Raw genomic sequence first — 15,629 nt, forward strand, 5'->3', positions numbered from 1 at the left:
GCGAGGTGGACCATGCCCCCGGCTCTCATGGATCCCAACTTCCGGAGCACACCGATGACATTCAGCTCGAATCTGTTTCATCGTCGCCTCGGCCTGGCCTTGCTTCTCGTGGCAACGGCGCTGGCCGGCACCGGGCGCGCCGCCCTGGCGCAGGACAACCAGTCGGCGCAGGCGGCCGCGCCCGCCAGGGACTTCAGGGACGAACGCGCGCTCGCGCTGCTCAAGGGGATGAGCGACACGCTGGCCGGCGCCAGGACCCTGCGCTTCAAGGTGCGCGGCATCGTGCCGACGCCCTCGCCCACAGGGCAGTTCGTGAGCCTGATGGCGTCGACGCGGGTGGTGATGCAGCGGCCCGACAAGCTTTTCGTCGAGGCGCGCGGCGACCTGTTTCCGAGCGACAGCTTCTACGACGGCAAGACGGTTACCGTGATCGGCGCCGACCACAAGTTCTATGCGCAGCGCGATGCCGCGGGCGGCGCGATCGAAGCGCTGATGCAGAGCCTGCAGCCAGGGTCCGACGCCACCGCGCCTTTCCTGGACCTGCTGGTCGCGGACCCTTATGCCTTCTTGACCAAAGACCTTGCAAGCGCCTTGTGGGTCGGCCAGACGACCATCGGCGGCGTCAAGACCGAGCACCTGGCATTCGCCGCCCCGGGACTGGACTGGGAAATCTGGATCGGCGCCGCGGACAAGCTGCCGCGCCTCTTGATCGTCTCCTATCGCTCGGGCGAGCGCCAGCCGACCTTCACGGTCGAACTCTCGGAGTGGAAGCTCGATGCGCCGGTGCCGGCGAAGACCTTCAGCGCCACCATCCCGCCGCGCGCTGCCAGGCTGGAGTTCAAGCAGATGGGCCCGGGCAAGTGACCGCGTCGAGGAGCATGGCGATGAAGCAGATCAAGACACTCATCCTCGGGGCCGCCGTCTTGGCTGGCGCCTTCGTTCCCCTGTCCGGTGCCCATGCATGGATCGCGGCCGCGGGCGGCTGGCGTGGCGGCGCGGTGGCCGTCGGCGGATACCACCCCTACCATCCCTACTACCGTCCCGCGGGCTGCTATGGCTGCGGCGCCGCTGCCGGCGCGGTCGCCGGCATGGCGGTGGGCGCGGCGATCGTCGATGCCAATCGTCCCGCCGCGGTGATCGTGCCGCCGCCCGCCATGGTCGTGCCGCCGCCGGCCTATGTGGTGCAGGGCAACATGCCGCTCGGCACCCAAGTGGCAGCGTTGCCCGCAGGGGCTCGCAGCATGGTGGTGAACGGCGCCAACTACTATCAGTTTGGCGCCACCTGGTACAAGCCCTACTTCGGCTCCAGCGGCGTCTACTACGAGGTCGTGCCGGTGCCGTGACGGCGCCGTACGCGTCATCCTCACCTCCGACCCGATTCACCACCCAAGGAGAGCCGTCATGAAGCACCACCTACTCGCCGCCGCCGCCGCATTGGGCATTCTGGGCGTGATTCCGTCTGCGTCCTGGGCGGTCACGTGCGCAGCCGGGGTCTATCGCGCCGGCTGCGCTGGCCCCAACGGGGCCGCGGTGGTCAAGAAGGCGCCGCCGCCGCCGCACGTGACGTGCGCCAAGGGCGTCTATCGCGAAGGCTGCGTGGGACCCAACGGCGGCGCCGCGGTTCGTCGGCGCTACTAGGCACTAGGCCGCGACCCGGTCCAGTTCGAACAGCACGTCCTGCGCGCCTTCCCACAGCACCTTGGTGCCGAGCGCGCGCAGGTTGTCCTTGCCTTCGACGATGGTCAAGAAGTGGTTGCCGGCGAGCTGGCCCATCTTGCTCGCGAAGCTGCAGGCGCCGTAGGCCAGGATGATCTCGGTCTCGCTGTAGCCGCCCGGGTAGAACAGGATGTCGCCCACCGAGGGGTGGCTGGTGTGGTTCTCGAAGCCGACCCCGAGCCGGAAGTCGCCCAGCGGCACCCAGCAGCCTTCGCCGCTCCAGCGCACGTGGATGAGCCGCTGCCGGTAGGGCAGCAGCTTGCAGAACGCCGCCACGGTGAGGGGTGCGTCGGGGTGCGTGGCGGCGACGAAGTCGAAGCCGCCGGCGCTGATCTTGATGCGGGTCATGTCTGGTGTTTCCTGGGTGTCAGCCGCAGCAGCCGCCCATGCGGCCGACGCGATAGAAAGGAGCAAGGTCCTGCGCCAGCGCGGCCACGGTGGCGCGCCAGCCGCCGTTCGTGGCGTCGGCGGCCAGGGCGGCACGGGTGCGCGCGAGCAACTCGGCGCGCAGCGCCGCCTCGTCGATGCCGGTCACCCGGCCCGCCTCGACCACGGTGCGGCCGCCGACGATGACGCCCGCGATGTGGCTGCCGTTGCCGCGTGCCAGCAGCAGGTCGAGCGGGTCGGTGTCGGCGAACAGGGCATCGTCGTCGAGCGCGTCCCAGTCCAGCAGCACGATGTCGGCCACCGCGCCGGGTGCGATGCGGCCGCCCGCCGGTGCGCCGGCGCCCGACACGCTGCGGGGGCCGTTGCGCGACGCGAAGCCCCACAGCTGCGCCGGCGTCATGGTGGTGTCGAAGCCCCAGCCGCGGTGCAGCGCATAGGCCAGGCGCGCCTCGCGCAGCGCGTCGTCGTCCTCGTCGAAGGCCATGCCGTCGAGCCCCATGGCCACGCGGCAGCCCTGCGCGAGCATGGCGGGCAGGGGAGCGATGCCGGACTTCAGGCCCAGGTTCGAACTGGTGTTGACGGCGATGGTCGCGCCGCGTTCGGCGATCAATGCCAGCTCGTCCGGCCGCGCCCAGGCGCAATGCGCCAGCGTGAGGCGCGGGCCGAGCAGGCCGATGCTGTCGAGGAACTTCACGATGCCGCCCGGATGCGCCCGGTCGGCCCATTGGCGCTGGTAGCGGGTCTCGAGCAGGTGCATGTGCACGGGCCGGCCCGTGTCGGCCGAAGCTCGCGCGATGGCTTCGAGCAGGGGTGTGCTGCACCACTGCACGGCCGTCGGGCCGTATTGCACGGTGACGTGGTCGCCCCAGCCGTCGTCCTGCACCATCGCGGCGACCTCGTCGACCAGCGCGAGCTGCTGCGCGGGCGCGACCGGCTGCACGGCGAGTCGCTGGGCGACGGGGTCGCGCAGGCCGGGGCGCAGCGCGGCCAGCACCGTGGCGTCGTCGCAGTAGGCGATGCCGTTGCGGTCGCGCATGGCCACCGCGAAGCCGATGCGCACCCCGACGTCGCGCGCGGCGCGTGCCACGGCGCGCGCCTCGTCCACGTAGGGCATGCCGCCCTGCACGCGGGTGTAGTGCACCATGAGGTGGGCGACGCCGTTGCGCACCGAGCGTGCGAACGAGGTCGCGGCGCACAGGTACGGGTCCATGCCCGGCACCACGCCGACGAAGGGCAGCCAGCTTTCCAGCGGCTGGTCGAACGCGCCCAGCGTGGCGCTGCGAAAAGTGCGCGCATGGTCGTGGGCGTTGGCGAGTGCCGGCAGCGCCAGCCTGCGGCGGTCGCCGCCCGCGCCCGGCCGCGCCTCGATGGAAACCACCCGCCCTCCCGCCAGGCCGACACGCACATCGCGCCGCGCCGGCTCCACGCCAGGGTCGGCCAGCAGCCAGGCGCAGTCGAGGAAGGTGGCGGGCGTCGCGGTCATGGTCATGGGGCCGAGGGCGGCGCTGGCCGCGTCGGGGTTGGCGATGGTAGCGCGAAGTCCGCTCGGACACTCCGAAGGCCAGGCAGACCAGCTCCCACAGCACGAAGAAGCCGATCAGCGCGCCGGCGGAGAGCAGGCGCTGGCGGGTTCGAGGGGAAAGCGACATGCCGCCACCTCTTCCAGCGTGGCGGTGATGGCTGCGTGACGCGTGCCTTCGGCCGCGGTCCTGCTTCAGAGCAATGGGTAGGGCTGGTCGTCCGGCGTGCCCAGTGCCAACGCGCGATAGAAGTCCCAGCCCCGCTCCCCGGCGTAGCTGCCGACGTCCCGCTCGGCGAGGTGGCGCACGACGTCGAAGTGGTTGAGCCTGCCTGAGAGCGGCGCCATGTCGAGCTGCGCGGTGCCGCGGATGTGCGACATGACCGAGCGTGCCATCAGCATGAAGTACCACGGCGCGGAGCCGATGCCGTCCAGGCCCACGCCCGGGAAATAGAGGTCCGGCGCATCCAGGCTGCGGAAGATGCAGGCGCAGCGCGAGGCCAGCTCGCCGACGGTGCGGATGCCTGCGATGCGCGGCTCCTCGAAGTACGACAGGTCGGTCCGGTAGCCGGTGCCCCACAGGAGAAGGTCCACCGCGAGGCGCGTGCCGTCCGACAGCGTGACGTCGGGCCCCTCGATGGCCTCGACGCTGGCCGGATGCCGCTCCAGATCGCCGAAGCAGGCCAGCATGCGAGCGCGGCCGGGAATGAGTTGGTCTTGCTGCACATCGAGCGGCTTGTCGGGCCGGATCGACTGGATGCCGAACTTTTCATAGCGGGCCAGCAGGTCGGCGCCGATCATCTCGTTCTGCTGCGCGACGGTCATGCCGTTCGCCTGCATCTTCGCGAAGGGCCGCACGCTGCCGGCGACGATCTTCGGCTTGCCGGTGGGCGTGAACCAGCGCAAGCCCCGGTACGCCCAGACGACCCGCCCGGCCTGGTACTCGAGGCACAGGTCCATCAAGTCGAAGGCCGAGGCGCCGCCGCCGACCACCAGCACCGTGCGACCCGTCAGTTCGGCCGGATCGCGCAGGGCGCTGGAATGCAGTTCCCGCACCGTGCTCGCGCGTCGAACCACATCGGGAATGGCAGGCGTGTTGTGGCCGCCGGTGGCCGCCACCAGATGGCGCGCCCGCACCGTGCCTTGTGGCGTATCGAGTTCCCAGCATGTGCCGGTGTGGCGCGCGCGAGAGACCGGGCTGTCGAGCCGGATGCGGTCGGCGAGGCCGAAGCGCTCGACCCAGGCCTCGATGTTGGCGAGGATGTGCGGCTGCATCGAGCCACCCAGCGGCAGGTCGCCGACGGTCCAGTCGGCCGGGCTGATCTGGATGTCCTGCCATGCCGGAAGCCGGCGCCACAGGCCGCCGACGCCGCCCTCCTTCTCCAGCAGCAGCGCCTCGAGGCCCGACTGCCGGGCGTAGTGCAGGTGGATGACGCCCGCGGCGCCAGCGCCGACGATGGCCAGATCGAGCAACGGGGCGGCTTGCATGGGTGCTCCTCGTCAGTGCCGATGGGCGGCGCGGTGCACGGTGGGCGATCGCCTGGCAGATGGGTGGCGCGATGATGCGCCCGATGCCCCGGGGCAGCAAGGGCGCGGTCAGCCCGAAGCGTGCGCTGCGCTGACCAGGTTGTTGCGCAACGCCACGATCTCCTTCTGCAGCGCATCGAACTGATCGCTGGTGAGGCCGCATGCGTCCCCCAGGTCGATGGCCGACGTCTTCTCGCGCAGGCGCCGCCCCTCCTTGGTGAGCCGCACGCGGACCTGGCGCTCGTCGAGCACATCGCGTGCGCGTTCCACGTAGCCCATGGCTTCGAGCTTCTTCAGGATCGGCGTCAGCGTGTTCGATTCGAGGAAGAGCTTTTCGCCCAGGCCACTGACGGTTTGATCGTCTTCCTCGAGCAGCGCGATCACCGTGACGTACTGGGTGTAGGTCAGGCCGAGCTTGTCGAGGACCGGCCGGTAGACCTTGCCGAAGGCGAGGTTGGCCGAATAGACCGCAAAGCAAAGGAAGTCACCCAGCTTTCGGCTGGAAGGGTCGGATGGCTTGCTCGATTTCATGGGATTCACCTGCAGGAAAGATGGCCTGGGCATATTACATCGGATGCGATGGAGTCGCAAACGATTTGATGCAATTTTGCGCCAGCGAGTCGTTGACCTGCGGGGCCGACCTCACTACCATTCAATCCATCGCATGCGATGCAATCGAATGCGATGTAACATCAACCTGTCTCCCAAGGAGTTTCACATGACCACCCAGATCCAAAAAGTCCTCTTGACCGGCAAGACCCACACGACGCTGAACCGCAGCGAGACGCGCCGCGCCGGCGAAGACCACGTCGACATGCGGCTGACCACGCCCAACGACCCGACGCTGGTCCATGCCTTCCAGAACCTCCCGCTGCACCCGAGCGCCGAACAGCTCTTCGCAGGTGCCTGGTCCGCCTGCTACACCGGTGCGCTGGGGCTCGTGGCCAAGCAGCGCAAGGTCCAGTTGCCGGCCGACCTCGCTGTCGACATCGAAGTCGACCTGGGCATGTCCGGGAGCGCCTACCTCCTGCAGGCCAGGATCAACGCCTTCCTTCCCGGCCTCGACCCGTCCCTGGCACAGGAGATCGCCCACGCCGCGGATGAAATCTGCCCCTACTCGAAGGCCACGCGCGGCAACATCGACGTGAGCCTGAACGTATCGACGTCTTGAGTGTTGCGGGGCTGCGGCCAGGGGCGTTCTGCGCTACCCTGTGCCCGCGGCCGTCCCCGCCGCATCAAGTTGTGGAGCGCGCCATGGCGGAGTCCTCGAGCTTTCCCAATGTCCTCTTCTTCATCCCCGATATCGGCGGATTCACGAAGTTCGTCACCGAGACCGAGATCAGCCACAGCCAGCACATCATCAGCGAACTGCTGGAGCTGCTGGTGGATTCCAACGAGATCGGACTCGAAGTGTCGGAGTTCGAGGGCGATGCGGTGCTGTTCTATTGCATGACCCCGCCCACCCTGGACAAACTCCTGGCGCAGGCCAAAAAGATGTTCCTCAACTTTCACCTGCACCTCAAGGAAAAGGAAAAGGGGCGCGTCTGCCAGTGCGGCGCCTGCACCCGCATGCACCTGTTGACGCTCAAGTTCATCGCGCACTGCGGTCCGGCCAACACCATGGCGGTCAAGGGGCATTCGAAGTTCATCGGCAAGAGCGTCATCGTTGCCCATCGGCTGCTGAAGAACCCGGTGCCCGAAGCGGAGTACCTGCTGGTGACGCAGGACACGCTGGACCGGCTGGACGATCGGCAAGCGCCGACTGTCGCGTTCGAGAGCGGCAGTTGCCGCTATGACGAGATCGGCGAGGTACCCTATCGCCATCATTCGATGGCCTGCTACCTCGACGAACTGCAGGCCTAGCCTGCCAGGAACGCCGAGGCCGCGTCGTGTCCGGGCAACGTTCGCGGACAAGCGAACTTGGTGCAGGCGCTGATGCCGAAGCACCAGGAACGGGCAGCCGCTGAGCATGCGCCACCGATGCCCGCGTCATCGAATGGCCTGCGGCACCACTCCAATCGAGCTCTGGAGCGCCTTCATGGCGTCGACGTGGACCTCGCGGCGGCGCCGGCGAACAAGCGGCTGAACAGCTGCGCCATGTCGTCGTTGCACGGAGGGCTGTGCGCCAGGCGGACGTTCATCGCGAAGCCGTCGAACGCCATGAGCGCGAGGCTTGCGAGCATGTTGCTTTCTTCGGGCGGCGTCGCCAGGCACTCGCGGATCCATCCGGCCACGCGCGACTGGAACAGCTGGCGCAGCGCCGGGCTGTAGTCGCCATTGCCGCTGGTCGAGACGGCTTGCATCACGTTGTTGGTGAACCCGTTGTTCTCCCTGGGCAGGTCGCGCCACAGCGTCAGCAGCAGCTTGCGCAGGCGCTCCTGCGGGTCCGCGATGCGGCGCTGGGCACGCTCGAGCTTGTCCAGACGCCCCAGCAGCCACGGCGAATACAGCTGGAACAGGATGTCGATCTTCGATTGGAAGTAGACGTAGACGTTGGCCGTCGACATGCCCGCCTCGCGTGCGATGCCGGGAATGGATGTCTCGCTGTAACCCTGCTCGCTGAAGAGGCGGAATGCCGCCTCGAGGATCGCGTCGCGAACCCCTTCCTTCTTGCGTTGAACCATGTGCCGTGCCTTCTTTTGGTGCTCGCGCCGACGGCGATGACCGCAGCGCTCGATGCACCAATTGTGCTTCCAATCGGCGGTCGTCAAATTTTCAAAACTGAATGGTATTCGCTATTGACAGCGCTCCGGGCGACTTTTAGAGTTCACTTCGATCGCAACTCGAGTCCCCCGAAACGAACAGTTTTCGCGCTTGCCGATGCCAAGGAAATCGATGCCCCGGTCCTGCATCGCACGGCGCTTCGCGACCCATGAAAGGCCTCCCATGACTGCCACTCGACCCGCCTCCTACTTCGCCCCGCGCCGCCTCGGCCACGTGAATCTGTGGGTGGACGACATCCCGACGTCCGAGCGCTTCTACAGCGATGTGTGCGGCCTGCGCGTGGAGTTCACCGAGCCCGAGTTGATCGCCACCTTCCTCGGAACCGGCCATACCCCGCACGACCTCGGCATGATCCAGAAGACCAATGGCGTGGACCGCTACGGCAAGGACGGCCTGCTGCAGCTGCCCGGCACCATCGGCCTGCATGCCGGCCTCAATCACCTGGCCTGGGAACTCGAGAACGAAGCCGACCTGGTGGCGGCCTTCAGGCGCTTGAAGGACGACGGCGTGCCCACCGACATCACGGTCGATCATCAAGTGGCGCACAGCGTCTACATGTTCGATCCCGACGGCAACTACAACGAGTTCTATTGCGACACCGTCAAGGATTGGCGCCAGGTCCTGAGCGGGCCGATGGCACTCCTCACCACGCACTGGGACCCGCTGGCCGCCGAGGGCTTCACCGAAGGCCGCTACGACACGGACCCGGTGCTGCGCACCAACAGCGCGGCGCCGATGCGCCCCTGGCGCATCACGCATGCCGTGCTCGAGACGGCGCGCATCGAGGAGATGACGCGCTTCTACACCGAGATCGGCGGCCTGCGCGTGGTGGCGCGCGAGGAGGGCGTCGTGTACCTCGGCGCCACCCAGGCCCAGTACGAGCACCACCTCGTGCTGGTGCCCGCGAACGGCGCGAGCTACCACCATGCGAGCTTCCAGCTGGCCGACGAGGCCACGCTGGAAGCGGCCATCGCGGGCCTGCAGGCGCAGGGCGTGGCCATTGCGCGCCAGGTCGATCTGCCCTGGAAGCGTTCGATCCTCCTGCGCGACCCCGACGGTCTGCTCAGCGAGTGGTACGTGAAGCGCCCGGCGCCGCGACAGCTGTCGGCGCGCGCCGAGGTCGAGCTGGTCGACGCGGCCTGAGCAGCTCCCCGTTCGGCATCCAACAGCCTGAAAGACAACACCATGGCAAGAAGCGCAATCATCTCCGGCGGCGGCATCGGCGGCCTGGCCACCGCGGCCGCGCTGGCCCAGCGCGGCTGGGACGTGACCGTCTACGAGCGGCAATCCGAGCTGCGTGCGGCCGGCTCGGGCATCTACATCTGGGAGAACGGCCTGCGCGTGCTCGAGGCACTCGGCGCCTACGAGGAAGCCACCGAAGGTGCGTTCCACGGCACGCACTTCGAGCAGCGTGACAATCGCGACCAGATCATCGAATCGGCGCCGATCGCCTCGGACAAGCGCCTGCTGACGGTCTTGCGCAGCCGCTTGCTCGGTTCCCTGAAGTCGGCCTGCGAGCGCGCCGGCGTCAAGGTCGTCACCCACGCCGAGACCATCGGCGCCACGGCCGGCGGCGAGCTGCTGCTGGCCAACGGACAGACGGTGCGCGCCGACCTGGCCGTGGGCGTCGACGGCATCTGGTCGCGCGTGCGCCAGAGCCTGGGACTGGAGCTGCTGCACGAGCAGACCCGCGAGGGCGCGTTGCGCACCATGATCGACTCCCGCGCCGGCGACTTCCCGCCGCAGGATGTCGGCAAGTACATCGAGAACTGGAACGGCACCCGCCGGCTCCTGGTCACGCCGGTCAATGCGACGCAGATCTATCTCGCATTGACCTGTCTGCGGGACGACGAAGCGCGCAACCTGCCGCTGAACCGGCAACTGTGGATCGACGCCTTCCCGCGCTGGGCCCACCTGATCGAACGCATCGGCGACACCCTGAGCTGGGGCGTCTACAGCGTCACGCGCAGCCGCGCCTGGTCGGCCGGCCGCACGGCGATCGTCGGCGACGCCGCGCACGCGCAGCCGCCCAACCTGGGCCAGGGTGGCGGCATGGCGATGCAGAACGGCCTGGCCATGGCGGTGGCGCTCGAACAGGCCCAGGATCCGCGCGACATTCCCGCGGCGCTCCAAGCCTGGGAAGCGGCGGAGCGTCCGCTGGTCGAGCACTGCCAGCGCTGGTCGATCCTCTACGGCGAAGTCACCTGCCTGCCCGACGCCGTGCGCTCGCAGGTGATCCGCTCGGCCATGGGCGACGAATGGGTCGCGGGCCAGGTCTTCAAGGCCGCCAACAGTTCACCCACCGGAACCGTGGCACCGCGCCACTGACCGCACTTCCTCAACTCAAGGGCTCCATGATGAAACTACTGAAAGTCTTTCGGATGTTCGCGACCGGACTCGTGCTCGCGATGGCCGCCGGCAGCTGGGCAGCGGCCGAGCCCGTGCGCATCGGCATGAGCATGGCCAAGACGGGTGCCTTCGCCGCCGCCGGTGCCGGCCAGCTCAACGCCTACCAGTTGTGGGCGGAGCAGGTCAACGCAGCCGGCGGCCTCGATGTGGCGGGCACCAAGCGGCCGGTGGCGCTGGTGGTCTACGACGACCAGTCCGACCCGGCCAAGGCCGCCGCGATCTACGAGAAGCTGATCACCAGCGACAAGGTCGACCTGCTGCTGTCGCCCTGGGGTTCGCCCGCGCACTTCGCGGTGGTCGGCGTGCTGGAGCGCTACAAGTTCCCGATGGTCGGCAGTTCCGCCGCCTCGCTGCAGATCCGTTCGCTCAAGGCCCGGAACATCTGGTTCCCGACCTCGGCCATCCCGGATGCGCTGGGCAACGAGCTGGCCAAGCTGATGCAGGCGCAGGGCGTCAAGGCGGTGGCGATCAACACCGTCCAGCTGCCCTTCCCGCAGGAGATCAAGCGCTACCTGGTGCCTGCCGTGCAGGGCGCCGGCATCAAGGTGGTCTACAACGAGGAATACGCGCCGGGCATCAAGGACATGACCGCGAGCATGGTGGCCATCAAGCGCGCCGCACCGGACGCGGTGATCTCGCTGTCCTACCCCGAAGACTCGATGCTCTACATGAAGCAGGCCCGCGAGCAGGACATCCGGGCGCCCTTCCAGTTCGTGGCGGTCGGGCCCAGCATCGCCTTCTTCTCGAAGATGTTCGGCGCCAACCTGGACAACATCGTCACCCTGGGCCACTGGTCGCCCGACCAGAAGGCCTGGCCGAAGGCGAAGCCCTTCTTCGACACCTACCAGGCCAAGTACGGCGAGGCACCGGACTACCTCGACGTGGCACTCGCCTGGGTGTCGGCCGAGATCCTGCAGCAAGCGGTCGCCAAGGCGGGCCTGGACAAGGACAAGCTGCGCGCCGCCATCGCCTCCGGCACCTTCGACACCATCGACGGCCCGGTCGCCTTCGACGGCGTCCAGAACCGCCTGACGCCGGCCATGTTCCTGCAGTTCCAGCAGGGCAAGGGCCAGATCGTCTATCCGCCGTCGCAGCAGACCGCGCCCTTCGTCGCGAAGAGCGGCTGGCAGAAGTAGGCCGGGCCCCCTTCCCCAGAGGCCTCGGCGAATTCCATGGCACAGATCCTGTCTCCCGAACTGCTGCTGGCGGCGTTGATGCTCGCATCGACCTACGCCCTGGTGGCGCTGGGCCTGAACCTCATCTACGGCGCCATGCGCCTGCTCAACGTGGCCCATGGCGACCTGATGGTGCTGGGCGGGTACGTGGCCTGGAGCGGCTTCACCTTGCTCGGGTTGAGCCCGCTGCTGGGGCTCTTCGGTGCGATGCTGCTGGCAGTGGGCCTGGGCATCGCCTGCTACACGCTGTTCTTCAAGCGGCTGGTGCGCAACACCGCGATCGCGGCGCGGCTGGAAGCCAACTCGCTGCTGATCTTCTTCGGCGTCTCGATCATCCTGCAGAACCTGATGTCGCTGGTGTTCACGGCCGACGCGCGCAGCTACAGCTACATGGACACGCTGGTGCAGTGGGGCAGCGTGTCGATCGCCCTCAATCGACTGGTGATCCTCGGCATCAGTGCCGGCGCGACGCTGGCGGTGCTGTGCTTCCTGCGCTTGAGCGTCTTCGGCATCGCGATTCGGGCCTTGATACAGCAGCGCGACGCCGCCTCGCTGGTCGGCATCGATGCCGATCGCATCAACCTCGTGGTGTTCTGCCTGGGCTTCGCACTGGCCGGCCTGGCCGGGGCGCTGATCAGCATGACCGAGAGCGTGACCCCCTTCGGCGGCTTTCCCTTCACGATCGCGGCCTTCGTGGTGGTCATCCTCGGCGGCCTCGGCTCGCTCGGCGGTGCCGTGGCGGGGAGCCTGCTGCTGGCTTTCGTCGAGGTCTACGGCGTGACGCTGACCTCGGCGGCCTACCGCTCGATCCTGGTCTACGGCTTGTTCATTCTCATTCTGTTCGTGCGGCCGCAGGGGCTGTTCGGGCGAAAGGCCAATTGATGGCACGCACTGTCATTTCTTCCGTCGACAAGAGTGGCCTGACGGTCGTCGCGTCGTTGACCGGCGTTGCCGCGCTGTCGCCCCTGCTCCTGAGTGCCTATGGCGTAGGCGTCCTCACGCAACTGTGCGCCTGGGTCGCCCTGGCCGGCAGCTGGGTCGCGTTCTCGGGCATGACGGGCTACATCTCGCTGGGCCACGCGGTGTTCTTCGGCCTTGGCGCCTACATCATGGCGCTGGGCTGGCAGCAGATCCCGATCGTGGCGATCCTGCCGCTGGCCGGCGTGGCGGCGGCGGCGCTCGCGCTGGTGGTGGGCTATCCGGCGCTGCGCGTGCGCGGTCCCTACTTCGTGATCCTGACCCTGGGCATCTCGGAGTTCCTGAAGTACGTGGTGGTGGCCATCGAGGCATCGCTCGGCGCCGGCGGTCGGCTGCTGATCGACACGCCCGACACCGTCGTCCTGTTCTACCCCATGCTGGGGCTGGCCCTGGCCGCCACCGCGCTCAACGTCTGGCTGACCCGCTCGCGCCTCGGCGCTGCGCTGCGGGCCATCCGCGAGGACGAGACGGCCGCGGCCACGGTGGGCGTGCCCGTCACGCGCATCAAGATGCTCGCCTTCGCGGTGTCGGCCGTCATTCCCGCGATGGTGGGCGCGCTCAGCGTGCTGCGCAGCACCTATTTCGAGCCCATGCAGCTGTTCAGTCCGACCACCTCGTTCACCATCGTGACGATGGCGATCATCGGGGGCAGCGACCGGCCCGCGGGGCCGGTCCTGGGCGCGGCCTTCATCCTGTTCCTGAGCGAGCTGCTGTGGGCCCGGGCGCCCCAGACCTACATGATCCTGCTGGGCGCGCTCTTGATCGGCTTCGTGCTGCTGGCGCCGTCCGGACTGTCGGGCCTGTGGGCCCGGCGGCGTTCGGCGTCGCTCAAGCGTCGCGCCGTCGTCGGGAGGACGGCGTGAGCCTGCTTTCGGTGCGCAACCTCGCCCGCCGATATGGCGGCAACCTGGCGGTCGACGATGTCAGCTTCGACGTCAGGCCCGGAGAAATCCTCGGCGTGATGGGCGCCAACGGCGCCGGCAAGACCACGCTGTTCAGCATGATCGCGGGCAACGTCAAACCCTCGTCGGGGCAGATCATGCTCGAAGGCCAGGCCATCCAGGGGCAGCCGCCGGAGCGCATCAACGCGCTGGGCGTGGCACGCACCTTCCAGATCGTGCGGCCCTTTCCGGGCATGAGCGTGCTGGAGAACGTGGCCGTCGCTGCCATGTACGGACGCGGCCGCATCGCGTCCCCGGCCGCCGCCCGCGAACAGGCTTTCGAATGGCTGCGCGAGACCGGGCTCGCCGATCGGGCCGAGTTGCCGGCCTCGCAGCTCAACCTGGCGGGACGCAAGCGCCTGGAGATCGCCCGCGCATTGGCGACCCGGCCCCGCCTGCTGCTGCTCGACGAGGTGCTGGCCGGGCTCAACGCCACCGAGGTGGGCGCGGCGCTAGAACTGATCCGCGAAGTGCGGCAGCGCCATGGCCTGAGCATCGTCATCATCGAGCACGTGATGAAGGCGCTGATGCGCCTGAGCGACCGCATCGTCGTCATGCACGAGGGCCGCAAGGTGGTCGAGGGCCTGCCGGCGGAGGTCGCCAACGATCCCCGCGTCATCAAAGCCTACCTGGGAGAACGACGCCATGCCGTCCCTGCTTGAGGCCCTCGGGGCCAGCGCCGGCTACGGCGAGATCCAGGTGCTCGACCAGGTCGACGTCGCGATCCCGGCCGGATCGATCACGGCCATCATCGGCAGCAACGGCGCGGGCAAGTCCACGCTGATGCGCTCGCTGGCGGGCCTGCTGAGGCTGCGTTCGGGCCGCATCCGCTTCGACGGCGCCGACGTGACCGGCCGTTTCGCCCACCAGCGCGTGGACGACGGCATCGCGCTGGTGCCCGAAGGCCGCCTGGTGTTTGCGGACTTCAGCGTCGCCGAGACCCTGCGCATCGGGGCCTACCTGCCGCGCGCGCGCAAGGGTTGGCAGGCGCGGGTGGACCTGATGTACGAATTGTTCCCGCGGCTGAAGGAGCGGCGCGCCACCCCGGCCGGCCTGCTGTCCGGCGGAGAACAGCAGATGCTGGCGCTGGCGCGCGGCCTCATGTCCATGCCGCGCGTGCTGCTGCTGGACGAGCCGAGCCTGGGTCTGGCACCGGCCATGGCCGACGAGGTGTTCGCCGCGCTGCGCGCGATCCGTGCCCAGGGCATGACCATCGGGCTGGTGGAGCAGAACGTCTATGCGGCGCTGTCGATCGCCGATACGGCCTACGTGATGGAAGACGGCCATGTGGTGCGGCACGGGCCGTCGGCCTCGTTGATCGACGATCCGGCGATCCGCCAAGCCTATCTGGGAATGTGATGAAGCCACCCATGCTCTACCGCCAGTTCGCCAGCCAGGCCGAGATCGACGCCGAGTACAACCCGGCGGCCGGGCTGAGCGACCCCGGCGCCTACCAGCGCCACTATGTCGAACGCAGCCGGCTGGCGCGCGAGCGCTTGCCCGGCCTGCAGGGCGTTCCCTTCGGGCCGACGCTGGCCGAGACGCTGGACATCTTCCCGGCTGCGCAGCCCCGCGCGCCGGTCTTCGTCTTCATCCACGGCGGCTACTGGCGGGCCTTCTCGGCCGGGGATTTCAGCTGCGTCGCGCTGGGCCTGCATGCGCTGGGCATCACGACCGTGGTCGTGAACTATGCCTTGGCGCCGTGGGTCGGCATCGACGAGATCACGCGCCAGACCCGGGCGGCACTGGCCTGGGTGCTGCGCAACATCGAACAGCACGGCGGGGATCCGGCGCGCCTGGCGGTCGGCGGGCACTCGGCCGGCGCCCAGCTGGCCGCCATGGCGCTGCAGACGCGCTGGTCGGACGACTACGGCCTGCCCGAGGACCCGTTCCGGGCCGCGGTGCTGGTCAGCGGCTTGTACGACCTGGAACCGCTGCGCCACAGCTACCTGCAGCCGCAGCTACAGCTGGACGACGGCGTGATCCGCCGCAACTCGCCGCTCGTTTCGGTTCGCGCTTGTTCCACGCCGGTTCTGTTGACCTGGGGCGATGAAGAGAGCGCGGAGTTCGTGCGGCAGTCGACCGCTTTCCATGCCGCATGGACCGGTGCGGGCAACCTGTCGATGTGCGCGCCCCAACCGGACGCCAACCACTATTCGGCGATCTTCGGCTTCGAGCAGCGCGCAAGCGCCTTGTGCGAGTGGATCGGAAGCCAGCTGCAACCGGAGCGATAGCCACGCGCGGCACGCCACA

General features: G+C 68.4%; 18 protein-coding genes. 13 read left to right on the plus strand and 5 right to left on the minus strand.

Going from position 1 to position 15,629, the window contains the following annotated elements:
* The first annotated feature begins 54 nt into the window (after positions 1–54).
* Genes QTI33_RS16240 through QTI33_RS16250 form a run of 3 tightly spaced genes read left to right on the plus strand, consistent with a single transcriptional unit; the run spans position 55 to position 1,638 of the window.
* Complete coding sequence (locus QTI33_RS16240; protein ID WP_286507125.1) at positions 55–864, plus strand: DUF2092 domain-containing protein; 810 nt, start codon at positions 55–57, stop codon at positions 862–864.
* Between the two features lie 20 nt (positions 865–884).
* Complete coding sequence (locus tag QTI33_RS16245) at positions 885–1,343, plus strand: DUF6515 family protein (RefSeq protein ID WP_286507127.1); 459 nt, start codon at positions 885–887, stop codon at positions 1,341–1,343.
* A 58-nt stretch (positions 1,344–1,401) separates the two neighbouring features.
* Complete coding sequence (locus tag QTI33_RS16250; RefSeq protein ID WP_286507129.1) at positions 1,402–1,638, plus strand: hypothetical protein; 237 nt, start codon at positions 1,402–1,404, stop codon at positions 1,636–1,638.
* Between the two features lie 3 nt (positions 1,639–1,641).
* Here the strand turns inward: QTI33_RS16250 and QTI33_RS16255 are convergent, their stop codons facing one another.
* The 4 genes from QTI33_RS16255 to QTI33_RS16270 form a co-directional block, all read right to left on the minus strand.
* Positions 1,642–2,064: a DUF3830 family protein gene (locus QTI33_RS16255; RefSeq protein WP_286507131.1), complete on the minus strand. Its 423-nt coding sequence runs from the start codon at positions 2,062–2,064 to the stop codon at positions 1,642–1,644.
* A 19-nt stretch (positions 2,065–2,083) separates the two neighbouring features.
* Positions 2,084–3,586 (minus strand): amidohydrolase family protein, encoded by a 1,503-nt coding sequence (locus tag QTI33_RS16260; RefSeq protein WP_286507132.1) that lies wholly within the window; start codon positions 3,584–3,586, stop codon positions 2,084–2,086.
* A gap of 231 nt (positions 3,587–3,817) precedes the next feature.
* Entirely contained in the window at positions 3,818–5,110 is a 1,293-nt protein-coding gene (locus tag QTI33_RS16265; RefSeq protein WP_286507133.1) for an NAD(P)-binding domain-containing protein, read from the minus strand.
* A 108-nt stretch (positions 5,111–5,218) separates the two neighbouring features.
* Complete coding sequence (locus QTI33_RS16270) at positions 5,219–5,680, minus strand: MarR family winged helix-turn-helix transcriptional regulator (RefSeq protein ID WP_286507134.1); 462 nt, start codon at positions 5,678–5,680, stop codon at positions 5,219–5,221.
* A gap of 187 nt (positions 5,681–5,867) precedes the next feature.
* Between QTI33_RS16270 and QTI33_RS16275 the strand changes: the two genes are divergently transcribed.
* Positions 5,868–6,320 (plus strand): Ohr family peroxiredoxin, encoded by a 453-nt coding sequence (locus tag QTI33_RS16275; protein ID WP_286507135.1) that lies wholly within the window; start codon positions 5,868–5,870, stop codon positions 6,318–6,320.
* A gap of 83 nt (positions 6,321–6,403) precedes the next feature.
* A complete protein-coding gene (locus tag QTI33_RS16280) occupies positions 6,404–7,012 on the plus strand; it encodes a DUF2652 domain-containing protein (RefSeq protein WP_286507137.1) in 609 nt (202 codons plus the stop codon).
* 173 nt (positions 7,013–7,185) lie between these two features.
* On the opposite strand, the gene QTI33_RS16285 is transcribed toward QTI33_RS16280, so the two are convergent.
* Positions 7,186–7,773, minus strand: coding sequence for a TetR/AcrR family transcriptional regulator (locus tag QTI33_RS16285; RefSeq protein ID WP_286507138.1), 588 nt, complete (start codon positions 7,771–7,773; stop codon positions 7,186–7,188).
* Positions 7,774–8,035: 262 nt separating this feature from the next.
* Between QTI33_RS16285 and QTI33_RS16290 the strand changes: the two genes are divergently transcribed.
* Genes QTI33_RS16290 through QTI33_RS16325 form a run of 8 tightly spaced genes read left to right on the plus strand, consistent with a single transcriptional unit; the run spans position 8,036 to position 15,610 of the window.
* Positions 8,036–9,016: a VOC family protein gene (locus QTI33_RS16290; protein ID WP_286507139.1), complete on the plus strand. Its 981-nt coding sequence runs from the start codon at positions 8,036–8,038 to the stop codon at positions 9,014–9,016.
* A 42-nt stretch (positions 9,017–9,058) separates the two neighbouring features.
* A complete protein-coding gene (locus tag QTI33_RS16295; protein ID WP_286507140.1) occupies positions 9,059–10,201 on the plus strand; it encodes an FAD-dependent oxidoreductase in 1,143 nt (380 codons plus the stop codon).
* 29 nt (positions 10,202–10,230) lie between these two features.
* The gene (locus QTI33_RS16300; RefSeq protein WP_286507141.1) at positions 10,231–11,418 is read left to right on the plus strand and encodes an amino acid ABC transporter substrate-binding protein; all 1,188 of its coding nucleotides are present in this window, start codon (positions 10,231–10,233) and stop codon (positions 11,416–11,418) included.
* A 36-nt stretch (positions 11,419–11,454) separates the two neighbouring features.
* Positions 11,455–12,339 carry a branched-chain amino acid ABC transporter permease gene (locus tag QTI33_RS16305; RefSeq protein ID WP_286507143.1) on the plus strand — a complete coding sequence of 295 codons (885 nt, stop codon included), beginning with the start codon at positions 11,455–11,457 and terminating at the stop codon, positions 12,337–12,339.
* On the plus strand, positions 12,339–13,298 hold the full coding sequence (locus tag QTI33_RS16310; RefSeq protein WP_286507144.1) for a branched-chain amino acid ABC transporter permease: 960 nt from the start codon (positions 12,339–12,341) through the stop codon (positions 13,296–13,298). The genes QTI33_RS16305 and QTI33_RS16310 overlap by 1 nt, the downstream gene beginning before the upstream one ends.
* A complete protein-coding gene (locus QTI33_RS16315; RefSeq protein ID WP_286507145.1) occupies positions 13,295–14,038 on the plus strand; it encodes an ABC transporter ATP-binding protein in 744 nt (247 codons plus the stop codon). Before QTI33_RS16310 ends, QTI33_RS16315 begins: the two co-directional genes overlap by 4 nt.
* On the plus strand, positions 14,022–14,735 hold the full coding sequence (locus tag QTI33_RS16320) for an ABC transporter ATP-binding protein (RefSeq protein WP_286507146.1): 714 nt from the start codon (positions 14,022–14,024) through the stop codon (positions 14,733–14,735). Before QTI33_RS16315 ends, QTI33_RS16320 begins: the two co-directional genes overlap by 17 nt.
* Complete coding sequence (locus tag QTI33_RS16325) at positions 14,735–15,610, plus strand: alpha/beta hydrolase (RefSeq protein ID WP_286507147.1); 876 nt, start codon at positions 14,735–14,737, stop codon at positions 15,608–15,610. Before QTI33_RS16320 ends, QTI33_RS16325 begins: the two co-directional genes overlap by 1 nt.
* The last annotated feature ends 19 nt before the right edge of the window (positions 15,611–15,629 follow it).

This window comes from Variovorax davisae (assembly GCF_030316845.1).
Lineage (GTDB): Bacteria > Pseudomonadota > Gammaproteobacteria > Burkholderiales > Burkholderiaceae_C > Variovorax > Variovorax davisae.